Genomic DNA, 22,705 nt, shown 5'->3' with positions numbered 1-22,705 from the left:
TATTTTCATTTTTTACATGGTTTTCCTGCAGGAGAAGTGCTACCATACTGCTCTCCTTTCCTTTCTGTAATTACTCTATTCAAAATTCTTACTCTATCTTTAAAATTCTTATGATTTGGATCGTTTGGATAAGTGGTATCAAATATTTTAGTCTTATCAAGTCCTCCCCAAGCCATGTCAAGGTATATCTGGCGAGGAAAACCTGAAGTTACCGGTTGTCCTGTATGAAATTCTTGGATAGTAGATGCTATTGCATTGACATATTTTTTAGCAATTAACTCATGATGTTCATTTGGAAGGGCTTTAGGATTCTTTCCAATTTCTTGCTCTACATAAGCTTCATAGATAGTTGGAAAGTCATAAATTATTGAAGCTCCTAAAGTTTTATTTTCATTCAATAGACTAATCAAATAAGCATGAATAACCTCGTGCGCCATTGTAGCGGCAACCGACAAATCGGTAGGAGGATTTGTATTACCTGTTCCGTAAATATAATCCTGATTGAAAACCATATTAACATCGTTAGTACTCCCGCTGGCCTTAGTGGTTTGTGCCCATACATTTGGATTATTATTTTGTATTTGTCCCGTTGACATGTTTATATTAAAAACAGATCCCGTCGCACTAAAACGAGTTAGCATTTTTGCGATATCGGCCTGTTTTAAATTTTTCAATTTTTCCAAAACTGCTTTGGTACAGGCGTCCAGTTTATCCGCACTAATTTGCTCTTCTATCCTTTGTGCATTTGGGGAAGTTGTCGAACCTGAACTTCCACTTCCTCCACCTCCGGGAGACTTCACATATCCCTTTGGACTGTTACCCTTCGATCCTGAATTTAAACTGCCTCCATAAGAGCCTCCACCGCTTCCTCCACCACCATAATCCTGTTTATTTTCGGATTTTTCCCTGCGAATGATCACTTCATCTAACTCAAAAGGATCTGATTTAGCTGTCGATTTATTGAGACGCTCTGCCTCCTCCGGAGAGATTACTCTAAGTCCTGTTAGCCCTGCTGTCGTAGTGGAGTTTTCAAATTTTGCTCCGTTTACAAATCCGCTTTCTAAATCCCAGGCAATGATATATCCATTAAAGTTAACTAAATCCTGTGAACTTTTTATTTTTTCTAAAGATTCCGATGACGGTATTATTTCATATAATGTAGCCGAAAATTCTTTTTTATCCTCTGATGGATACAAATACAATAGTTTTTGTCCTTTATAAGCGTCACTGAGATTTTTATCTCTAACAGGAACCACAATTGCCTCAGACCCATTTTCAAACTTTTCTGTACCTGCTTTATTCCAATCATAAACCTGATCTTTAAACGACGAATCAATTTTTGCCTTTGATTGATACTGTTCAAACCAAACCTTCGCTTGATCAACATGAATAGATTGCTCTATTTTCTGTTTACCTCCCGCTTCTTCTAAAGCACAACGACTTGTTAACACTGCAACTCCTAAAACCATTAAGAGGATTGCTAATTTTCTAGTATTTTTCATACAAATATATTTTTATAAATATAAGAAAAATACTATACAAAATTAAAGAAGCAAATTTTATTTCATAAAAAAAACCTGCTCGAACTAACGAGCAGGTTTTTTATAAAGTTTTAACTAACTAAACTAGTAGTTAAATTGCAATCTGTTATCTTCAATTTTAGCGTTAGCTTTCAATGCTGGTAAAATTCTACTTGCATCAGATGCGCTTTGTGCTTTTACTTTAGCCACATATTCTGCATGATTAGCAGCTGCAGGAGCTTTTACTGTACTGATGTTTTTCACTACATATACACCTGTATTACCTTCAATTGGAGCAGAGATTTTGTTTGCAGCTAATGCAAATGCATTACCTACCACTTTTGGCTCTTGTCCTACACCTCCAGGCAATACCGGGCTATCCATAGTAACATTAGCAGCTTGTTGAACTGCTACACCAGCACTTTTAGCAATAGCTTCAAGTGATGAACCTTTCATTTTTGCTTTTAAGATCTCCGCTTTTTTCTTGTTCTTTAAAATTGACTCTACATAAGGTCTTGCCAAAGTTACAGATACTAAACCTGATTTGTTTTCGCTTTTGTATTGTGCAATTACGTGACCGATATTAGCCAATTCAAAACGTTTTACATCTCCAGTGTTTGTTTCTTTATCAAATGCCCATCTGATGATGTTACGTTGATTTCCTAATGGACCAAATGCTTCGTCCATAGCTTTTGCAGTTATTGGAGCAGCCACTTTTAAACCTAATTCTTTTGCTGTAGCATTAAAATCTTTATCAGCAGCGTCCATTTCAAATTTAGTTGCTAATGTAAATACTTTATCAGAAGTAGCTTCAGAAGGCTCAATTTTTTGAGCGATAGTAGCTAAACGAATTCCGTCTTGTTTGTCGGTAATTTTGATCACGTGAAATCCAAAAGGAGTTTCAACTAAACCAACTTTTCCAATTCCGTTACTGAATACAAAATCATTGAATGGTTTCACCATTTGGTTTGGACCAAAATATCCTAAATCTCCTCCTTGTTGAGCAGAAGAATCATCTGAACTTGTGAAAGCCAACATCATGAAACTATCAGGGTTTGCCTGAACCTGAGCAAGAATTTCTTCTGCTTTAGCTTTAGCTTCTTCTTTCGTTCTTTTCTCTTTTGTATTTGGAGTTTGAGAACCTTCGTATCCAATTAAAATATGACTTGCTTTTGCATTAACTCCCGCTTTAAATCCTAAAGATTTAGAAATTGCATAGTATCTTCCGTAAACATACGGTCCGTAAATTGCTCCTGCAGGCAAACTGAATAATTTATCAGCATCAACAGCCGGCAAAGCATTTTTAGGTACATATGTTGAATCGTAAGGAACATCAGAATTTAAGTTTACAAATTCAGCAATGTTGGTAGCATTTTTAAATCCTGGCAAAGTATCGTTCTTACCTGTTTTAGCATTGTACTCTACTCTTCCGTTTAATAATGCCGTAATTTTAGCTTTAATTTCAGCTTCGTCTTGTTTTGAAGCTTTATCTTCTACTAAAACATATTGAATTTCACGAGTTGCATCCGCTTTGAATTTCTTCTCGTTTTTCTTCATATATTCTACAATCTCTGAATCAGAAATTTTCACTTCACTATCTTTAATTGAAGAATACAAAGCAGCAGCATAAGCAAAGTTTACTTTGTTAGCTTCCATTTCATATTTTAGTTTTCCTTCACTTACAGTAGTGTAAAGTCCTGATTTTACTAATGTATTGTAGATTTGAAATTTAGCGTTTAGCTCAGCATCTTTTTCTTTTTGAGAGATAAATTGTGCTGCTTCAGGATTGGTTTTAAAGTATTCTTTAAATTTAGCTACATCAAAAATACCGGCAGCATTTAAGAACATTGGGTTTTTACCAATATTCGGATCTGCCTTTAAAACTTCAAGCAGGTGTTTTTCACCAACTCTCAATCCTAATTTATCAAACTGTGTTGATAATAATGCGATTGAAACCTCTTGGTCCCAAACTCTGTTTGCAGCTTCAGTGGAAGTAATTCCTTGACCACTTTTTTCAACATTACTAACTTTAACTCTAAAGTCTTCAAATGAAATATCTTTTCCATCGATGCTTCCCACATCTTTTGAACTTTGACCAAAGGTTCCTCTTGTGAATAGATCTTGTATTATAAATGCAAATAATGCAAGTGCAATAACTCCTATCAATAAAGCGGAACGCTGTCTAATTTTTGCTAAAACTGCCATTTTTATTATCGTTAATTTTATATTCAGTTTGCGAAAATACAATTATCTAGTTAATAACAATACAACTAGCGTTTTATTTTACACAATTTTTTTTATTAATTTAAAAAATCACTCTTTTATTGTCAATTTAACCAATTCTATTTTCTTATTTGTGGCTTCTTCAATCACAAAATGATAGTTTCCAATTCGTATTTCTTCTCCTTTTTGAGGAATTTCTTTGGTCGAATTGACAATAAAACCACCTAAAGTCCCGTAAGAATCCTCCTCAGGAATCGCTAATTTATAGGTTTCATTTAGATATTCTACATCTAATCGGGCAGAGAACAAATACTTACCTTCTCCCAATTCCTGCTCCATCAATTCCTCATCTAAATCATGCTCGTCTTCGATCTCACCAAAAAGCTCTTCAACGATGTCTTCTATGGTAATAATTCCGGAAGTTCCTCCGTATTCATCCAAAACTACGGCCACATTTTTTCGTTTTTTGATCAACAGATTTAATACATCTTTTATCAAAATGGTCTCAGGAACAAATTCAACCGTCATCAAAACCGATTTTATTGTTTTTGGTTTTTTGAACAAATCAAACGAATGCACATACCCCACAATATCATCGAGTGAGTTTTGACTCACTATAATTTTTGAATAGCCGGTTTCTACAAACAACTCTTTAAGATCCGTAACGCTGTCAAACAAATCAATATCGACAATTTCGGTACGCGGGGTCATAATATCACGAGCCTTTACACCTGAAAATTCCAGTGCATTCTGAAAAATCTGAATTTCAGAATCTACTTCTTCATCATCTTCAACAGCATTCATTTGTTCTGCAATATAATTTCCCAATTCAACTTTGCTAAAATACAACTGTATCTGATCTCCTTCTGTTTTAAAAAATTTACGCAGAATAAAATCTGAAATCCAAATAAAAAAAGCGGAGAAATAATAGAACAAACGATAAAACAAATAGGCCGGAATCGCAAAAAACTTGATTAACGAATTGGCATAAATCTGAAAAAAAACTTTTGGAAAAAACTCAGCAGTTACCAAAACTACAAAAGTCGAAATAACAGTCTGAATCAGTAAACTTGCTAAATTTGAAAAATGCCCGCCTGAACTGATGATCCATTTCAGAATCAAATCTCCCATGTAAAAGGCATAGACAACCAAAGCCAGGTTATTGCCAATAAGCATTGCAGCAATAAACTTTGAAGGATTTCCGGTAAGTTTTGTTAGAATTTGTGAGGCAAAATTATCTTGTTTTTTTTCAATTTCAAGATAAATTTTATTGGATGAAATAAAAGCAATTTCCATTCCTGAAAAAAAGGCTGACAATATTAGACATAATATTATAATCCCTATTTCCATTGTTTACTGCTTTTTATTACGGTCATCAAATTTCTTAACAAATTTCCTCCTGAAGAAGAACATAAATACTGCCATACCTGCAATTAAAAAACTTAAAGCGGCGGTATCATTTCCATCGTTTATCTTTGTAAAACCATCATAAATAAAGTAAATAGCAAATATGATGTAAACGTATTGTGTATATTTTATGTAACCCATAATCTCTTTTTTTATTCGTCTGATTCGATCTCACCGCTCACACGCTGCGAATTAATCACTTTAAAATCCTTACTAAAATCTATCCCTTGCCCATTTGAGCTTCCTTTTGCATCTGTAAGCTTAAATTTCCTTTCGGTATAAAACCATTCGTTATTCTGATCGAAGTACAGCTGTTCTGTTTCCAGCATTTGCCCTTCTTCAGAAGTGATTCTAACTTTTCCCTGCAAGTCAATTATGCCGGTTGGCTTATAAGACACTGCATAATTTGATCGGATAAAGGTACGCTTTTGATTTTTATCGTATAAGGTAACATCAATTCCTTTTGGGAATTCGGTAAATGGAAAATCTAAATTAGAATAATCCAGCATTTTAGGACTTTTCAAAACCCCGGTTATACGCCCGGAGTCTGTATATTTAATATCAACGGTATCTGCATCACTTCCGGGAACAAACTCTGAGAAGTTAATTTTCTGAACTTCTTTAAAATTACTTTCGCACCCAAAAAACAGTGTCACAGTAAAAACTGTGACAGCCGCTATTGTATATCTTTTTGATAAATTCATTTGCCAAATGTAGTAAATTGTAATGAGCTTAAAAAAACATAAAAGTTTATGTTTAATTGAATTTACTTTTCACGAACCATTTATCATTAAATGAGAAGCTCATACTAAAATTGAAATAGTTTTCCTGAACTAAACCTGCTGACGTCGTTCCTCTTTTTCCGAACTCAAGTCCAATATTAACATTTGAAAAAGATCCGTTATTAAGTGGAATCCCCATACCCAATGTCATTCCTAAATCATTGATTTCCTGATTATTTATCACCAAACCAATTTTCTCGTATTTTAATCCGGCTCTATACGTCATTCGGCTAAAATAGCTTGTGAACGATCCATAATTAGGAATATAGTAACCGCCTATCGCATACTTTTGATATTTTTCGTAACGTACATTATCTCTTGTATTGTAAAAATTCGCAAGCTGTCCCTCGCCCTGAAAAGAAATGGTAGTACCCACCAGCCATTTTCTGGCTTCCCCGATACCAGCACCAAAGGTTATTTTATTTGGCAACTTTAGTTTATTTGTTTGTTCAGGAGTATTAATTGGATCCGAATCACCATCTACCTGAATAACTCTCGTGCTGTTTGAATTTAAGTTACTGGCAAACGTATAATTCAAACTGGTAAACAAACTTAGTTTTTTATCAATTTTTGCTTGATACATTGTCCCAATATTAAAATTAACACCCGATAACTCAGAAGTATTTGTTTCTCTGGTTGCGTTTTCAACATTTGTTCTAAGCGCTAAACTACTAGTTGTAATTTTTCCGAAATTATATTGTGCATCAACTCCAATATTCCAGTTCTTTTTAATCTTATATCCTAAACCAAAAAACACTTTATTAACGCCGCCTTTTCCCTGAAGCTGCGTACTTGTAGCCCCTTCTGTATCTGTAAGGTCATTTTGAATTTTATATCCAACAGAACTCAACGGAACTAAACCAAACGCTGCTCCAAATTTTCCCATTGGAATTCCTAATGCCAAATAATCAAAAGTAGCTCTTTGTGCCTTTTCAGATTTTTCGCCGGTTTTCAGATTAGTTGTACCAAAAGATCCCCCAACTGTAAAAGTTGTAAACTTTAAACTCGCATAACTTGCAGGATTTTCAATATTCAGGTGAATACTATCCTGCTCCACCGCAACTCCTGACATCGATCTGTTTTCAAGGGTCCCTTTAAATCTTGTATCTCCAATTCCGAAGAAAGAATAAGGCGATGCGGTACCCTGTTGAGCGAATGAAACGAACGAGATAAGCAAACAAGCGCTTACTATAATTTTTTTAATCATTGTCGATTTTATATTGAAATGTTTGGTTCAAACTCTCCAAAAGGAAATTTGAATTGGCAAATATGGTATTTTTTAATCGTTTAGCCAAAAAATCTGCATCACCTCCCGTTAAAATTATTATAAAATTTGAAAAGTTTGCCCGATATTCATCGATAAAACCATCAATCTCATAGACGAATCCATTGACCACTCCGGAATGAATTGCCTGTTTTGTGGAATCTCCAATATAGGAATCCGGAGACTCTAAAGTGAGTAACGGCAGTCTGGCTGTAAAATTGTGCAAAGATTCGTAACGCAACCTTAGTCCCGGAGATATAGCTCCACCTAAATAATTATCATTTTCGTCGATGAAATCGTAGGTTATACAAGTTCCGGCATCAATTACCAGTCTGTTTTGTTTGGGAAATTTCAAAGTTGCTCCGGCCGCCAAAACCATTCGGTCTATTCCTAATGTTTTTGGAGTTGCATATTTATTGGTGAAGGGAAAAATATCCTCATGGGTTAAAAAATGAACTTTTAGATCCTTTTCAAAAGTCAGGAAAGATTGTTTTTCGATATTTCCAACCGATGCAACTACCAAATCGGAGCATTTCTGAAATTTTTCTAAAATTTTTTTAATTTTTTTTTCGAGCTCATTTTTCTCAAAAGTAAAAATTTCAAGAACAGTACCACCCTCAAATACAGCAGCTTTAATTCGGGTATTTCCAACATCAACCGTTAAAATCATGTTTGTTTTTTTAGCAAGGCGAAGATACGAATTGATTTTTTTAAAAAAATGTTTTGGATAAACGAAAAATGATTCTATCTTTGCACCCGCAATGCGCACAGCACGGTACCTTAGCTCAGATGGTAGAGCAATGGACTGAAAATCCATGTGTCCCTGGTTCGATCCCTGGAGGTACCACCAAAACCCACTCAACCGAGTGGGTTTTTTGTTTTTACTATCTTTCCTTCGCAATTAAACATTCTAACACAAACTTTTTTCTTTCCAATTAGACTTTGCGTTCCTTGTATAATCCTTCATGCACATTCCGGTTAAAAACAGCACGGATGATACAGATTCTATGTATTATTTTCCAGAGGATAATAACATCTCTCATGATCCGCTTCTGCCTTTTCGGGACTTAAACAATCATATTCATCTCCCTTAGTGCTTTACACTGTTCAATAGCTATGGCTCTCTCTGAGCAACTGTTCCCGAATACTTTAATTATAGCCTAAATATTTTACGATAACTATTCTGCCTAAAAAACAACATATATCTTTTATTATCTTTTTGTTAAAAAATCATTAAATAAATAAAAAAATATCTTATATATTCGCGAAATAACACCTTATACTTTTATTCATCATCAAGTACACAAAGTCAGCTTATGAGCAACACCTCTACAAAGGGCATCTGGAAAGTAATTTCGGCATCGTCGATGGGAACCATGATTGAATGGTATGATTTTTATATTTTCGGAAGTTTAGCAGTCGTCATTTCAACCAAATTCTTTCCCAGTGATAATCCTACTGCTGCATTCTTATCGACTTTAGCCACTTTTGCTGCCGGATTTGTAGTGCGGCCTTTTGGGGCATTGTTTTTCGGAAGACTTGGTGATATCATTGGCCGCAAATATACTTTTATGGCTACCCTCTTATTAATGGGAGGCTCTACTTTTTTAATTGGCTGTATTCCGAGTTATGAAACAATTGGCTTTTTAGCTCCTTTATTGGTTTTAATTCTTCGTTTACTTCAGGGTCTCGCTCTTGGGGGCGAATATGGCGGAGCTGCTACTTATGTGGCAGAACACGCTCCTGCGGGACAAAAGGGGTATTGGACTTCGTGGATTCAAACTACCGCAACAGTTGGTTTATTTATTTCTTTGATGGTCATATTAGCCACAAAAAATATTCTTTCGCCCGAAGATTTCGATTCCTGGGGATGGCGTGTTCCGTTTTGGGTTTCTATTGTGATGATTGGAATCTCCTATTTGATTCGTAAAAACATGGATGAATCTCCTGTATTTGCTAAAGCCAAAAAAGAAGGAACAACAAGTACCAATCCTTTAAAAGAAAGTTTCGGGAATCGATATAACCTGAAATTTGTTTTACTCGCATTATTCGGCGCCACTATGGGGCAAGGTGTGGTTTGGTACACCGGGCAATTTTATGCCATGAGTTTTATGAAAACAGTGATGAATATTAATTCGTCACAAGTAGATGAATTACTGGGAATCGCATTGTTGTTCGGAACACCATTTTTTATTTTTTTTGGATGGCTGAGTGATAAAATCGGACGAAAACATATTATGATGGGAGGAATGCTGCTTGCTATTTTGTTTTACAGACCTATTTACAAAAAAATGTACAACACAACCGATCTAAAACACAAGACTGAAATAGCCGAGAAAACAACTACAAATACAGCTGTTTTTAAAGAAAATCAAACCATTACCACTATTTCGAAAACCTATACTGACGGAACTACGTATACAGAAAAGAAAACAAACTTTGCAGATCAAAAAGAATCTCAAAGCAGTGTTATTATAAATATCAATTCTAATGATGAATGGACTTTAATTTTCTTAATTTTCATTCAGGTTTTATTTGTTACCATGGTTTACGGCCCAATTGCAGCTTTTTTAGTTGAACTGTTTCCAACTAAAATCAGATATACTTCGATGTCACTTCCCTATCATGTAGGGAACGGAATTTTTGGCGGACTACTCCCGGCAATTTCAACTTATTTTGTAACTCACGCTAAAGCTGCCGGAAAAGATGATTTTTATCTTGACGGACTTTGGTATCCAATTATTATAGCCTCAGTATGTTTTGTAATTGGAATGGTTTACATCGATAATAAGAATAAAACAAATCACCTTTAATATACTATTTATGAATTCAATCAAACAAGCTTTAGGTGTTCTGTGGATTATACTGGCAATTGCAGCGACTTATTTTTGCATTTTCGAATTTGGCTTACCTAAACTGCTTTCAGACAAACAAGACGATCTTGTATTCGGAATCATTATTCTTTTCATTCTTACTCCATTAATTGTTTTGGGGCTAGGTACTTTTGGCTATTTTGCTGTAGCAGGAGAATACAATACTAAAATAAAAAGATAATAAAAAACGAAAGGACTGTCTAAAAACAGACAGTCCTTTCTCGCCACTAACAAAACCAAAAATCTTTTACCTGTCGGTTCTATTTTTCTATTTGTTTCGATAAATTATTTTTTAACAAACTTCATTACCTGAGTATGTCCATTCTCATCAACTGCTTTCACAAGGTACAATCCTGTTTTCAAATCGTTTACAGCAAACTGAGAATCCCTATTTCCTTTCGCATTAAAGCTTTTCACTAATTGCCCCGAAACGGCATATACCTGAACTTTTGACACTGGTACATTTAAAGTAAAATAGTCTGAAACCGGATTGGGATACAGATGAACTGCACTTCCTTTTTCAAAATCCGTAATGGCTAAATTTGCTGCTTTATTGCCATAAATTCTATACTCTCCTGCAGGAAGATTTAAGGGAGCATTTACGTCAGCAACATTAATAGTAGTATTGTCCATCAAATTATACCAGGTGCCTGTATATTGAAAACCTGTTGGAACATTTTGAGCAGTAACATCAAAATTTGCCACTATTAAAACATCCTTTAACTGGGTTGAAGACAAGGCCGAATTGGTAATTTTAATGTTAACTGATAAAGAATTTGTATTTGCAATTACGGGAGTTCCCAAAAACACAGGCTCTTTTATTTTCAAGGTAATCATCTTTGCCCAGTCAGTGTAAATTTTACTACGCGATGAATTACCCAACCAATTACTGGCCCATTGAGGCTGTGGTTTTGTATCCAATTTACAATCACCCACAACGCCATCAAAATCATTGTTAACCGAATTATCATTACAGGTAAAAATAGAATTCTCCCATCCTAATTCTCCAAAATGCCAGATCATTTTTGGTCCCGGAACTAATAACGAAACGGCACCAATTGCCGACATCCTAGACAATGCAGTGTCTAACGTTTTTACATTATACCCTACTGTTGAATTTCCGTATTGTAAATTTTTATACATCAAACGTTCTTCATCATGACTTTCAGCATATCCCATTAATCGGTTTGCGGTAAAACCATGACTTTCACTAGACATTCTTGAAATAGTACTCTCACTTGCGTACCCCATTGACAATTGGTTGTAGGGTCCTGTCATTTTCCCCCACATCATTACTCCTTTAGAAGGTGTCTCAACAATTCTGTAATTCGCCCATTCTTTTTCCTCAGTATCAGATCCCAGATGTTCGAAAATCGTATAATGTGTAGGATCCAGACTCCATGAATAATCAGCATACTTTTTTAATACATCTACCCTGTCTTGTTGATAGGCATCCGTACAGGCTCCATCAGAAGCCGTACAATTTTGCGTAAAACCTTTGGTTAAATCCCAACGGAAACCGTCAATTTTATATTCTTCAATCCATTGTTTAATAACACGATCGACATAGTTCTGCGTTTTTAGCGACTGGTGATTGAAATCTTCTCCCACATTGTACGCATGTTTAGCTACTGTATTAAAATAGGGGTTTTCGGCAGTTGGCGAACCAAAACCATCTCCATCCGGATCATTCATCCACATTCTCACCATAGGGTTTCTTCCGAAAGCATGATTTAAAGCAACGTCCAGAATTACTGCAATTCCATTTTGATGACATAAGTCGATGAATTCTTTTAACTTATCTGAAGTCCCGTAAAATTTATCCAAAGCCATATGAAACGAGGTATTGTAGCCCCAACTTTCATTGCCTTCAAACTCCATTACCGGCATTAGTTCGATGGCATTTATTTTAAGATTTTTGAAATAATCGATACGGTCTATTAAACTTTGATAGTTTCTGGCTGCATCAAAATCACGAACCAAAACTTCATAAACTACTAACTTTTCTTTTTCGGGTTTTACGAAATTGGTCACCTGCCAATTGTATGGTGTTTGTCCGGTTTTTAGAACGGTAACTTCAAAATTCTGTCCTGCCGGATAAACAGGCATGTTGGGATAAGAAGCTGAAGGAATAGAAGAATCATCATAAGGTGATAACACTAAAGTGGAATACGGATCGGCTGTTTTTACCATCGAAGGTGAATTAGCCAATGGTGTTGTATCTACTACCCAATATTGATACGTATTATTTGCGCCTGAAACCAATCCCGTTAATTCTAACCAGAATTTACCCGACGCAGGGTCTTTTTTCATAGCATAAGCCGATGAAGGCTGCCAATTATTAAAACTTCCGGCAACGTATACAAAGTCTTTTAAAGGCGCATCCAAAACCAAAGTGGCTTTTGTGGCATCGGCCAGATTGTAGTTTATTCCGTCTGTCAAACCCGCTGGCATTGTTTCTAAAACCGTATTTGGATTTACCACAACCGAAAACTTCTTTACAATAGTAGTTGCTCCCTGAGTCACACTCAGTTCATAAATTTGATTGCTTGTAATATTTGAGTGAGAATAAGAATAACTTACCGTACTTGTATTGGTATTAATGGTCGCTCCATTTGACTTCAAGAGGTAGCTTGCCGCACCATTTGTATTGGTGGCCACTATATTAAAATTTGCGCCTGAAACAATAATTGTTGTACTATTTTCTGCAGGACTAGTGAGGCTTACCTGAAAGCTGCCTACTTCTACTAAAATATCCTGCGATTTTTTATCGCCATTTCCGTTTTTCGCTTTTACCAAAAAACCAATTCTTCCAATCCCTGTGGTATTGTAATAAACTGTTGGTGTAATGGTTTTGGTATACGTGTCTGTACCCGAATTATAGGTGAATTTGCTCGCCTCGCTTGAAGCATCCCAGGAACCATTATCCGGACTTCCCTTCTGAGTAGTATCATTGGTATCAAAAGCCCAGGCCCACATATACAAGGAATGGTCGGTAATTCCCCAGCTATTTTCATCAACACTGGTACCGTTAATGGTGATGGTAATGGGTGTAGTCTCTTCAAAAGTTGACGGACTTACGGAGTAGCTTACCGTTTGCGTTTGGGCAAAAGTAGCCACAGACCACAAAAATGTGATCCATAGTAAAGTTTTTTTCATAATGTGGTTGATTGGTTGGTTAGTTAGTCTGACTAAAAAAAGGGCTATCTTCTAACAGATAGCCCTTTTAAATTTCAGTAAAAAATTATTCCTGATTTGGAATCATTAAATAGCTTCCGTCTAAATCATTAAAATAAATAACATATTTAGATTTTGCTACTGGTATATTTTCACCGGAACCTCCTCCTGAGAACGGAGTAGTTCCTCCCCATGAAACGTCCCATTTATCATCTGCTCTGAATTTAAGTCCGCCATCTTTCAACGCCGTTACTCCCAGAGTCCAGATATGATCGTTGAACGTAGATTTTTTCATCGCTGTCGACGTATTCCAGCCTCCTGGCGTACTATCGCCAATGATACCAACTGTTCCATACGTTTTAGCAGCAGACGCATCATACGGAGTTAGTTTGTACGTTAGTTTTTGTACATCGATTTTAAAGGTGTAATACCCCTGAGTTGCAATTACAAAACTAGCCGGATCAGCGTCAGATTCTTTTCCTCTGTACACTAAAACATCACCTGCACCACCATACATTGGAGCCCAGCTGCCTAAAGTACTAATGGTTTTAAAAGCACCCGCTTTAAAGAATCCTGTAAAAGTATATTCGTTAGGATTTTTTGGATTTCTGAATAAAATTTGATTTCCTTTATTATTATCCCATCCTGAAACTGTTGCGTCACCAACTAAATACCATTCTGTAAATTTGTAATCTACTTTTCCGGTATAAGGGGTTACACTAATTGTGATTACTGTTTTAGAAACCTGTGGAACTCCGCCTGAAACGCTTGAAGCTATTTTTACATCAAATAAAGAGGCTACTTCTGTTTGAGCTCCAAGATCAATCGCTGCCTGGTTCAAATCTTTTGCAAGCACTGAAACCTCGGCTATATTTGTGGTTCTTTCCAGCGTAACTGCTTTCGAAAAATCACCTCCTTTTTTATCAATCAACAACGTATAACTTACTACTACAGGAGCAGAATAGGTTGCTTTAGACCATGTAAATTTGGCCACTTCCTGCGAAGGTTTATCCACATCTAAAACAAATGCTTTTCCTGTTGCAGGTGCCGTAATTTCAGGTGTTGCAACAGCATCAACAATTTGTCGGTTCTCTACATCATCAGCATTACACGAAACAGCTAAAACACCAATAAATGCGATTAAAATTTTATATATATTTTTCATTTTAATGTTTTATAAAGTTAATACCCAGGATTTTGTTTCAATGTTGGATTTGCTTGGATATTTCTTGCAGGAATTGGCATTAAATCTCTGAAAGATGCAGTTGCTGCTCCCGCCATAATTCCACCTTTCCATTGCCAGATTTTAGATCCTCCGCTAAACTTACCAAAACGAATTAAATCAGTTCTTCTGTGACATTCCCAGAACAATTCTCTTCCTCTTTCATCTAAGATAAAATCAAGTGTTAACTGTGGAAGTGTAATTGCTGGTGCACCCGCTCTGCCTCTAATTTGGTTTACGTATCCTAAAGCTGTATTAAGATTACCGCTGGTAGCTCCTCTAAGAGTAGCCTCAGCATACATTAAATAAGCATCTGTTAATCGGAACATTGGAAAATCAATATCCGGAATATCATTTCTTTGTGCTGCAGAACCATCAGCATTTTTATTGATGTATTTTGTTACTGCATAACCATCCGTAAAGGTCGATACATTATTAATGTCTAATGATTGTCCATTCGTATAGAATGTTCCTCTTTTATCCCCTGTTGCAGTTGCATCAGGAAAAAGAGCTACAAACTCTCTACGAGTTCTAATCCCTTGCCATCCACCATCCATTCCTCTGGATGCTGCATCCATGCTACCTCCAATAGAAGCGTGCATGATAAAACTCATTCCTCCACCAGTTGCTCTAATGGCATTCCCATCACTAACAATTGGGAAAATAACTTCAGACTGAGCGCCATTTCTATTATTATCTGCAGAGAATAAGTATCTGTACGGAACATTTGCGAAAGTATAACCTGAACTCGTAATAATTTCATTACACAATGTTGCAGCTTCATTGTTCTTGTCTACACCAATGTATACTTTAGCGTTCAAATAAACCTGTGCCAATAAAAATTTGGCAGCCGTTTTATCCACTCTTCCATATTCATTTGCTTTTGAAGCTACTAAGCTATTGTCTAAGTCCTTCAATTCAGATTCAACAAAAGCAAAAACTTCCGCTCTTGTTTTTTGCTCCGGATAAAAGAATCCAACAGGGTCTTTTTCTGTTGTAATTGGCACATTTCCGAACAAATCCATTAAGTTGTAATAAGAGAAAGCTCTTAAGAAACGAGCCTCAGCTCTAAAGTTAGCGATATCAGCTTTCAGCTTGGCATCAACATTTCTTGACGCTAATTTCTCTTCTGTTGTTTGTCTTAAAAACTCATTCGCAACACTAATGTGGTAAAACGCTCTGGAGAAAGTCCCTTCCAAGAACTCATTTGCAGGAGACCATGTTTGTGCATTCAAAGTTGGTAAAGTACCATCAGCCCACGCAATGATCGCTTCATCTGTGGTAAATTCCTGTGTTACAAAAAGTAATCTTAAGTAACTGCTAAAGTCACCACCAAGTCCAGCGATATCAGGGTTTTTTCCAGGTATAGCCGCATCACCATCACCATCATTACCTCCAACATACAAACCTGCATATAATTTAGCTAAAACTTGTTTGTACGATGCCGGATCTTTAAAAAAGGTTTCTGATAAAAATTCATCATCATCCTTTGGCGTCACGTTTAAGTCGTCCGTACACGAAGTAAGCGTCATACTTAATCCTAAAACGAATAGGAAAAAATAAGATATATATTTAAATGATATTTTCATTTTGTTTGTTTTTAAATTTTTGATTTTCAGTCTACTATTAGAAATTCGCATTTACACCAAACAAGAATGTTCTTGCTCTCGGATAAACGTTATTATCAATTCCATTGAATTTCTCAGGATCTAAACCATTGTATTTTGTTAGAATGAAAACATTCTGAACTCCAGCTGTAAATCTTAAAGAAGCACCTTTAATGATCGTTTTATCAAAAGTATATCCAAGTGTAACGTTGTCTAATTTGATAAAAGAAGCATCTTTCACAAAATAGTCAGACAAGTAACGTGATGTACCATTGTCTTCAAAAGTGAAACCAGTATTGTAGTAATCTGAACTTACGTTAGACAAATCTGTTTGTCTTCTTAATCCCGCATCAGAATACCCTAAATTAGAACTTACGTTATCAAAAATCTTATTACCTACACTTGCTCTCCAGTTCATTGTAAAGTCAAACTTTTTGTAGTTTAAGGTAGAAAACAATCCAAAAGTATAATCAGGTGCAGCTTTTCCAGCTCTGTAACGGTCAGCCGTATCAATTTTTCCGTCTCCGTTTCTGTCTACATAAGCCCCGGCAATTGGTCTTTTGTTTGCATCGTATAATTGCTCGTATACAAAAAATGAGTTTGGTGCATAACCTACTGAGTTAATCAGGATTTTATTTCCGTTTCCTCCGGCGATATTATCTCCCGTTAAGTACCCCTGAAAACCAGGAACTGTAATTCCTAATTCCGAAATATTCTGATCGATATAAGTCGTGTTAAAAGCTACATTCCAAGTCAGATTATCACTTTTAATAATATCAGAAGCAATACTAAATTCAACCCCTTTTGTTCTTACACTTCCAATATTAAAGAAACCTTGATTTCTAATATTAGCACCATCAGGAACTGCGATATCCGCTAACAAATCAGATGATTTTTTATCAAAATAGTTGATCGATCCTGTAATTCTGTCATTGAAAAATCCGTAATCGATACCGATGTTAGATTCTGCCAATTCTTCCCATTTGATATTTTCGTTATATCCTTCTGGTCTTGCAGTTGGATAGATGGTATTACCAAAAATGTATTGTGAGTTAATTGTTCCTAAAGTTACTCTTTGTAAATAATCGTACTGAGCAGAGATATCCTGTTGTCCTGTCGTTCCGTAACCCACTCTTAATTTCAAACTGGAAACTGTTGAATTCCCTTTTAAGAAAGCTTCTTCAGCAACATTCCATGCAAAAGCACCTCCTGCGAAGTTCCCCCATCTGTTGTCTTTAGAAAAACGGGAAGTTCCGTCTCTTCTGTAATTTAAAGTCAGTAAATATCTGCTGTCATACCCTAAATTCAAACGTCCAAAGAACGATTGTAAGTTCACATCCGGATCTGTAGCTACATCCTCATTAGGATTTGGCTGTCTTGTTTCTCCAGATGAATATTTTTCTTTTTGAAACAATTGGTAGTTATAACCTGCCGTTGCATCAATTTTAATTTTTCCTAAATCTTTAGTATAATTAAAATAAGCATTTAAGTTTTTATTTTGAAGTGCATCCGTATATCTCGAATAGTTTCCAAGATTTACATAACCCGGATCGCTGAATGCTTTTGGCTGAAATCCTAAAATACTTTGTGTACTTACTTCAGTAAATCCGCTGCTGTCAAATCTGTCGATACCTGCTTCAGCAACAACTCTTAAATCTTCAAAAAAGTGAAGTTTATAATCTACTCTAACATTCCCCCATTTTCTGGTTGAAGTTGCTCTTCTGTTATCCTGATTTAATCTTGCTACAGGATTTCTTGCTGGTAATAACGGTAAATTTCCGTTTGGCTCCAACCATTCAAAGTATCCTCCATAACGAGAACCTGTCTTATAAACTGGTTGCGTAGGATCAAATCCGATAGCGCTTCCGATAACTCCACCCTCATCCTGAAATTGATTTTTACCGAAAGCTAAATTTCCACTAATATCGATTTTTAAATGATTGTCAAACAATACCGGATTTAACGATATCGATGTCGTAGTTCTTTCAAAAGAAGTGTTTCTTAAGATTCCAGGATTATCAATATTACCAACAGATAAACGTACTGGCAATTTATCAAATAAAGAACCGCTTACAGAAATATTATTGTTGGTTGTCAAGGCTGTATGAAAAATTTCATCCTGCCAGTTTGTATTTGCATTCCCTAGTAAAGCCTGTTGTGCAGGAGTACCTTTGGTTTTTACTAATTCTCTGTATTGATCAGCACTCATTACATCCACTGTATTGGCTACTGTATTGATCCCAACCTGAGAACTGAAGTTCACTTTAACCCCACCTTTTGATCCTTTTTTAGTTGTAATTACGATTACACCATTTGCAGCTCTTGATCCGTAGATTGCAGCAGCAGATGCATCTTTAAGTACTGTAAAAGATTCAATATCATTAGGGTCAATGGTAGATAAAATACTGGTAGAACCGCTTGGTACCGCATTGCTTAACGGAAGTCCGTCTAAAACAATTAATGGCTCGTTTGAAGCATTTAAAGAAGATCCTCCACGAATTCTGATATCGGCTTTAGCTCCCGGAGCACCACCTCCTGTTACATTCACACCTGAGATACGACCGCTAATTAAACTCTCCGGAGTCACGTTAATTCCTTTGTTGAAGTCTTTTGCAGCGATTTGAGATACAGAACCTGTTGCATCCTTTTTCTTAACCGTACCGTAACCTACTTGCACGACAACTTCTTTAAGCTGATTGGTATCTTCTTCCAAAGAAACGTTTAGTGTTTTTTGACCATTATAAGCTACAGTTGACGTTTTATATCCAATAAATGAAACCAAAATTTTGTCCCCATTTTTTACATTAGATAACTGAAATTTACCGTCAAAATCTGTTGATGCTCCACCGGGAGCACCCTGTACATTTACATTTACTCCCGGGATCGGTTGTCCCGTTGCCAAATCGACAACTGTTCCGGTTAAAGTGCTTTGAGCTAACACAGTAAACGGCAACAAGAGGAATAAAAATAACAACTTTTTGTAAATTGTTTTCATACTTTTTGTTTAAATTTAGTTTGAGTTTTTGATTGTTAGTTAAGTTTTTAATTTTACTTCGAATTTCAAAATTAGGAATTAATTAACATGACCAACCGGTTGGCTTTTTTATTGGTTTACGAAAACGTGGTAGTGTTGAAAACTTTCTTTTTTTTGTAATCTTTTAAGTCAAAAATTGTCGATTTTAGAAATAAAAGATACCTTTATTAACAATTAGATTTTTTTCAAATAACAACTATGAAACGTAAAATAACCCTAAAGCAGATCGCAAAGGAACTTGACGTCTCTATTTCAACAGTCTCAAAATCACTAAGAGACAGTCAGGAAATAGGAGAAGAAACGCGCGCAAAAGTGCAGGCATTTGCAAAGTTTTACAACTACAAGCCCAACAATATTGCCCTTAGTTTAAAAAATCGAAAAACCAAAAGTATTGGTATTATCATTCCGGAAATTGTACATCATTTTTTCTCTACTGTGATCAACGGAATTGAACAGGTTGCCAATGAAAATGGCTACAGCGTTGTGATCTGTTTGTCTGACGATTCTTTCGATAAAGAAGTTCTGAATATGGAAATGTTAGCCAACGGAAGTATCGATGGTTTTATCATGTCACTCTCTAAAGAAACACAATACAAAGGTGATTTTCACCACATTACCGAGGTTATCAATCAGGGAATGCCGGTGGTCATGTTCGACCGCGTCACCAATGATATTTTATGCGACAAAGTCATTATTGATGACAAAGCAGCTGCTTATGAAGCCGTTCAGAGTCTGATTGACAACGGCCGTAAAAAAATCGCGCTTGTCACTACCGTAGATTATGTAAGTGTGGGAAAACTCAGAACCGACGGTTACGAAAAAGCACTTCTCGATAATGGATTGCCTTTTAATGAAGATTTAATCATAAAAATCGAAGATGTAGACACTTGCGAAATCACCATCAGTCAGTTATTGCATGACCGTGCGTTTGATGCTGTTTTCGCCGTAAATGAGCTTTTTGCCGTAACCATTATCAAAACTGCAAGCAAAATGGGCCTCAAAGTTCCCGAAGATATTGCTGTAATCGCCTTTACTGACGGGATTATTTCTAAATACTCTACTCCAAGCATCACCACCGTAAGCCAGAGTGGTGAAAAAATGGGGAATAAAGCCGCTAAAATGCTGATCGAAAGACTCGAAGCGGAACATGAAGACGATGAAGAAGAGAACGAAAATTACACCACAGAAGTTATTGAAACCCATCTGATAAAAAGAGAATCTACTGACTAAAAACCTAAAAATCAATATTTTCTAAAGTCACAAACAACATTTATGACTTTTTTGTTAGCGTATTTAAAAAAATAATTAATACTTTTACGCCTGCTCAAAGCTTTTACTTTTACTTCGAAAATAATAAGTAAGTTTTGATAAGCAAAGCGCTTATCGTCTAATTAATTCTTTAATTACGATAATGGAAAAGCGTAAATTAAGTTTCTGGGAAATTTGGAACATGAGTTTCGGTTTCTTGGGAATACAGTTTGGTTTTGCACTGCAAAATGCAAATACTTCAAGAATTTTTGAAACTCTGGGTGCCAAAATTGACGAAATTCCAATTTTATGGATTGCGGCTCCGGTTTCAGGATTAATTATCCAACCCGTAATTGGTTATTTTAGCGATAGAACCTGGACTCGTCTAGGCAGACGCCGCCCCTATTTTTTAATTGGAGCTATCTTGTCTTCTGTTGCCTTATTCATCATGCCCAACTCTCCAACTTTATGGATAGCTGCCGGTACTCTATGGATTATGGACGCGTCGATAAATGTTTCAATGGAGCCTTTTCGTGCTTTTGTTGGAGACAATTTACCTGAAAAGCAGCGTACTTTAGGTTTTGCCATGCAAAGCTTCTTTATCGGAACCGGTGCAGTAGTAGGTTCGGTTTTACCCTATCTTTTTACTAATGTTTTTGACGTAAGTAATACAGCTCCGGAAGGAATTATACCGGATTCTGTTAAATGGTCCTTCTATATTGGCGGAATTGTTTTCCTGCTTTCTGTTTTATGGACTGTTTTTAAAACAACAGAATACACTCCTGAAGAACTTCATGCTTTTGAACTTCAAAGCAAAAAAGACAAGGAAGATCTTATCCTCAATCCGGAAACAGAATCTCAAGGTAACATCAAAAGACAATTCTTTTTAGGATTACTATTGGCGGTAGTTGGAGCTCTGGTTTCCTTTTTAATTTTCGAGAACAGTCTGGCTAAAGAACTATACATTCTGTTTATCGGATTGGTTTTCATGGGTGTTCTATTCATGATTGCTTCACAATTAAGAACTTCAAAGGTTCACAATGGCTTTACGATCATCATGACCGATCTTTTGAACATGCCTGTCACGATGAAAAAACTGGCCTGGGTGCAGTTTTTCTCCTGGTTTGCCTTATTCTCGATGTGGATTTATACGACACAAGCCGTTACACAACATATTTTTAGTACTACAGACACTACTTCTAAAATTTACAATGATGCCGCCGACTGGGTTTCGGTTTTGTTCACAGTTTACAACGGAGTAGCTGCAGCAGTTGCTTTTTTATTGCCTGTTATTGCAAAAAAAGTAGGCGTTAGAGCAACACATTTATTGGCCTTATGTGCAGGAGGTGTTGGTTTAATCTCCATTTATTTTATTGGCGACAAACAAATGCTGATCCTACCAATGTTGGGAGTGGGTATCGCTTGGGCAAGTATACTGTCGATGCCTTATGCCATGTTATCCGGAGCTTTACCGGCAGCAAAAATGGGTTATTATATGGGAGTTTTCAACTTCTTTGTAGTAATACCGCAAATTGTAGCTGCCACAATCTTAGGATTTGTCATTAAACAATTCTTTCACAACGAACCTATCTACGCCTTAATTATCGGAGGTGTATCTATGATATTTGCCGGATTACTTACCCTTAGAGTAAATAGCAGAACTAAAATTGAAATTCATGAATAATAAAAAAGCATTCATCTTCGATCTTGATGGAGTGATCGTTGATACCGCTAAATACCACTTTTTAGCCTGGCAGAAAATTGCAAAGGCCTTAAATATAAATTTTACACACGAACACAACGAATTACTTAAAGGAGTAAGCCGTGTGCGTTCGTTAGACATAATTCTCGAGCTGGGAAATGTTCCCGCTTCACAGGAAGACAAAGACAAATGGCTCATTCAAAAAAACGAAGACTACTTGTCTTATTTGGTTGACATGGATGAAAGCGAAATTCTTCCCGGAGTTTTTAAAATTCTTCAATTTTTAAAAGAACAAAATCAGGGAATTGCATTGGGTTCTGCCAGTAAAAATGCACGCCCGATTCTGGAGAAAACCGGAATACTTTCGTACTTCGATGTTATTGTTGACGGAAACGACGTTACCAATGCCAAACCGGACCCTGAAGTTTTCCTAAAAGCGGCCCAATTGTTACAGATTAGCCCTGAAAACTCTTTTGTTTTTGAAGATTCAGTTGCCGGAGTTCAGGCCGCCAATATTGGAAAAATGACCAGTATCGGAATCGGTTCCAAAACAATTCTACACGAAGCACACTATGTCTTTGAGGATTTTACCTCAATGGATATTCAATTCATCAAATCATTAATCGCAAAATAAATCAATCAATCG

The 22,705-nt window shown here is 36.2% G+C and carries 16 protein-coding genes and 1 tRNA gene; 6 read left to right on the top strand and 11 right to left on the bottom strand.

Features of this window, described 5'->3' with window-relative positions; all coding sequences use genetic code 11:
* Window positions 1-5 precede the first annotated feature (5 nt).
* From M4I44_RS06905 to M4I44_RS06875, 7 genes are all read right to left on the bottom strand, one after another.
* Window positions 6-1,502: a hypothetical protein gene (locus tag M4I44_RS06905; RefSeq protein WP_249966886.1), complete on the bottom strand. Its 1,497-nt coding sequence runs from the start codon at window positions 1,500-1,502 to the stop codon at window positions 6-8.
* Between the two features lie 123 nt (window positions 1,503-1,625).
* Window positions 1,626-3,725 carry a peptidylprolyl isomerase gene (locus M4I44_RS06900; RefSeq protein WP_249966885.1) on the bottom strand — a complete coding sequence of 700 codons (2,100 nt, stop codon included), beginning with the start codon at window positions 3,723-3,725 and terminating at the stop codon, window positions 1,626-1,628.
* A 108-nt stretch (window positions 3,726-3,833) separates the two neighbouring features.
* Window positions 3,834-5,093 carry a hemolysin family protein gene (locus M4I44_RS06895; RefSeq protein ID WP_249966884.1) on the bottom strand — a complete coding sequence of 420 codons (1,260 nt, stop codon included), beginning with the start codon at window positions 5,091-5,093 and terminating at the stop codon, window positions 3,834-3,836.
* A 3-nt stretch (window positions 5,094-5,096) separates the two neighbouring features.
* Window positions 5,097-5,291 carry a hypothetical protein gene (locus M4I44_RS06890; RefSeq protein WP_017494781.1) on the bottom strand — a complete coding sequence of 65 codons (195 nt, stop codon included), beginning with the start codon at window positions 5,289-5,291 and terminating at the stop codon, window positions 5,097-5,099.
* A gap of 11 nt (window positions 5,292-5,302) precedes the next feature.
* A complete protein-coding gene (gene lptC / locus M4I44_RS06885) occupies window positions 5,303-5,854 on the bottom strand; it encodes an LPS export ABC transporter periplasmic protein LptC (protein WP_202704202.1) in 552 nt (183 codons plus the stop codon).
* 52 nt (window positions 5,855-5,906) lie between these two features.
* A complete protein-coding gene (locus tag M4I44_RS06880) occupies window positions 5,907-7,139 on the bottom strand; it encodes a membrane protein (protein ID WP_017494779.1) in 1,233 nt (410 codons plus the stop codon).
* Entirely contained in the window at window positions 7,132-7,866 is a 735-nt protein-coding gene (locus M4I44_RS06875; protein WP_026109799.1) for a type III pantothenate kinase, read from the bottom strand. Before M4I44_RS06875 ends, M4I44_RS06880 begins: the two co-directional genes overlap by 8 nt.
* 104 nt (window positions 7,867-7,970) lie before the next feature.
* On the opposite strand from M4I44_RS06875, the gene M4I44_RS06870 reads away from it, so the two are divergent.
* From M4I44_RS06870 to M4I44_RS06860, 3 genes are all read left to right on the top strand, one after another.
* Window positions 7,971-8,046: transfer RNA gene (locus M4I44_RS06870), tRNA-Phe, on the top strand.
* Between the two features lie 466 nt (window positions 8,047-8,512).
* A complete protein-coding gene (locus tag M4I44_RS06865) occupies window positions 8,513-10,009 on the top strand; it encodes an MFS transporter (RefSeq protein ID WP_249966883.1) in 1,497 nt (498 codons plus the stop codon).
* Window positions 10,010-10,019: 10 nt separating this feature from the next.
* Window positions 10,020-10,250, top strand: a complete 231-nt coding sequence (locus tag M4I44_RS06860) for a DUF6814 family protein (RefSeq protein WP_070905972.1) — start codon at window positions 10,020-10,022, stop codon at window positions 10,248-10,250.
* Between the two features lie 104 nt (window positions 10,251-10,354).
* On the opposite strand, the gene M4I44_RS06855 is transcribed toward M4I44_RS06860, so the two are convergent.
* The 4 genes from M4I44_RS06855 to M4I44_RS06840 all read right to left on the bottom strand — a co-directional run bounded on the left by M4I44_RS06855 (window position 10,355) and on the right by M4I44_RS06840 (window position 19,070).
* A complete protein-coding gene (locus M4I44_RS06855) occupies window positions 10,355-13,228 on the bottom strand; it encodes an alpha-amylase family glycosyl hydrolase (RefSeq protein WP_249966882.1) in 2,874 nt (957 codons plus the stop codon).
* A gap of 85 nt (window positions 13,229-13,313) precedes the next feature.
* Window positions 13,314-14,411: a SusE domain-containing protein gene (locus M4I44_RS06850; protein ID WP_249966881.1), complete on the bottom strand. Its 1,098-nt coding sequence runs from the start codon at window positions 14,409-14,411 to the stop codon at window positions 13,314-13,316.
* Between the two features lie 17 nt (window positions 14,412-14,428).
* Window positions 14,429-16,057 carry a RagB/SusD family nutrient uptake outer membrane protein gene (locus M4I44_RS06845; RefSeq protein WP_026109798.1) on the bottom strand — a complete coding sequence of 543 codons (1,629 nt, stop codon included), beginning with the start codon at window positions 16,055-16,057 and terminating at the stop codon, window positions 14,429-14,431.
* 37 nt (window positions 16,058-16,094) lie between these two features.
* On the bottom strand, window positions 16,095-19,070 hold the full coding sequence (locus tag M4I44_RS06840) for a TonB-dependent receptor (protein ID WP_017494773.1): 2,976 nt from the start codon (window positions 19,068-19,070) through the stop codon (window positions 16,095-16,097).
* 237 nt (window positions 19,071-19,307) lie between these two features.
* Here M4I44_RS06840 and M4I44_RS06835 point away from each other — a divergent pair, with 237 nt between their 5' ends.
* From M4I44_RS06835 to pgmB, 3 genes are all read left to right on the top strand, one after another.
* Complete coding sequence (locus M4I44_RS06835) at window positions 19,308-20,339, top strand: LacI family DNA-binding transcriptional regulator (protein WP_017494772.1); 1,032 nt, start codon at window positions 19,308-19,310, stop codon at window positions 20,337-20,339.
* 181 nt (window positions 20,340-20,520) lie between these two features.
* Entirely contained in the window at window positions 20,521-22,041 is a 1,521-nt protein-coding gene (locus M4I44_RS06830; protein ID WP_249966880.1) for an MFS transporter, read from the top strand.
* Window positions 22,034-22,693 carry a beta-phosphoglucomutase gene (pgmB, locus tag M4I44_RS06825; RefSeq protein ID WP_249966879.1) on the top strand — a complete coding sequence of 220 codons (660 nt, stop codon included), beginning with the start codon at window positions 22,034-22,036 and terminating at the stop codon, window positions 22,691-22,693. The genes M4I44_RS06830 and pgmB overlap by 8 nt, the downstream gene beginning before the upstream one ends.
* Window positions 22,694-22,705 lie beyond the last annotated feature (12 nt).

Source organism: Flavobacterium sp. B183, from assembly GCF_023539155.1.
GTDB lineage: Bacteria > Bacteroidota > Bacteroidia > Flavobacteriales > Flavobacteriaceae > Flavobacterium > Flavobacterium tructae.
The sequence above is the reverse complement of the archived record's forward strand: the minus strand, read 5'-3'. Positions and strand labels throughout refer to the sequence as shown.

What these genes read in the sequence shown, in the direction of transcription:
- M4I44_RS06905 (WP_249966886.1), bottom strand. Translation starts at nt 1,502, where the DNA reads ATGAAAAATACTAGAAAATTAGCAATCCTCTTAATGGTTTTAGGAGTT.
- M4I44_RS06900 (WP_249966885.1), bottom strand. Translation starts at nt 3,725, where the DNA reads ATGGCAGTTTTAGCAAAAATTAGACAGCGTTCCGCTTTATTGATAGGA.
- M4I44_RS06895 (WP_249966884.1), bottom strand. Translation starts at nt 5,093, where the DNA reads ATGGAAATAGGGATTATAATATTATGTCTAATATTGTCAGCCTTTTTT.
- M4I44_RS06890 (WP_017494781.1), bottom strand. Translation starts at nt 5,291, where the DNA reads ATGGGTTACATAAAATATACACAATACGTTTACATCATATTTGCTATT.
- lptC (WP_202704202.1), bottom strand. Translation starts at nt 5,854, where the DNA reads ATGAATTTATCAAAAAGATATACAATAGCGGCTGTCACAGTTTTTACT.
- M4I44_RS06880 (WP_017494779.1), bottom strand. Translation starts at nt 7,139, where the DNA reads ATGATTAAAAAAATTATAGTAAGCGCTTGTTTGCTTATCTCGTTCGTT.
- M4I44_RS06875 (WP_026109799.1), bottom strand. Translation starts at nt 7,866, where the DNA reads ATGATTTTAACGGTTGATGTTGGAAATACCCGAATTAAAGCTGCTGTA.
- M4I44_RS06865 (WP_249966883.1), top strand. Translation starts at nt 8,513, where the DNA reads ATGAGCAACACCTCTACAAAGGGCATCTGGAAAGTAATTTCGGCATCG.
- M4I44_RS06860 (WP_070905972.1), top strand. Translation starts at nt 10,020, where the DNA reads ATGAATTCAATCAAACAAGCTTTAGGTGTTCTGTGGATTATACTGGCA.
- M4I44_RS06855 (WP_249966882.1), bottom strand. Translation starts at nt 13,228, where the DNA reads ATGAAAAAAACTTTACTATGGATCACATTTTTGTGGTCTGTGGCTACT.
- M4I44_RS06850 (WP_249966881.1), bottom strand. Translation starts at nt 14,411, where the DNA reads ATGAAAAATATATATAAAATTTTAATCGCATTTATTGGTGTTTTAGCT.
- M4I44_RS06845 (WP_026109798.1), bottom strand. Translation starts at nt 16,057, where the DNA reads ATGAAAATATCATTTAAATATATATCTTATTTTTTCCTATTCGTTTTA.
- M4I44_RS06840 (WP_017494773.1), bottom strand. Translation starts at nt 19,070, where the DNA reads ATGAAAACAATTTACAAAAAGTTGTTATTTTTATTCCTCTTGTTGCCG.
- M4I44_RS06835 (WP_017494772.1), top strand. Translation starts at nt 19,308, where the DNA reads ATGAAACGTAAAATAACCCTAAAGCAGATCGCAAAGGAACTTGACGTC.
- M4I44_RS06830 (WP_249966880.1), top strand. Translation starts at nt 20,521, where the DNA reads ATGGAAAAGCGTAAATTAAGTTTCTGGGAAATTTGGAACATGAGTTTC.
- pgmB (WP_249966879.1), top strand. Translation starts at nt 22,034, where the DNA reads ATGAATAATAAAAAAGCATTCATCTTCGATCTTGATGGAGTGATCGTT.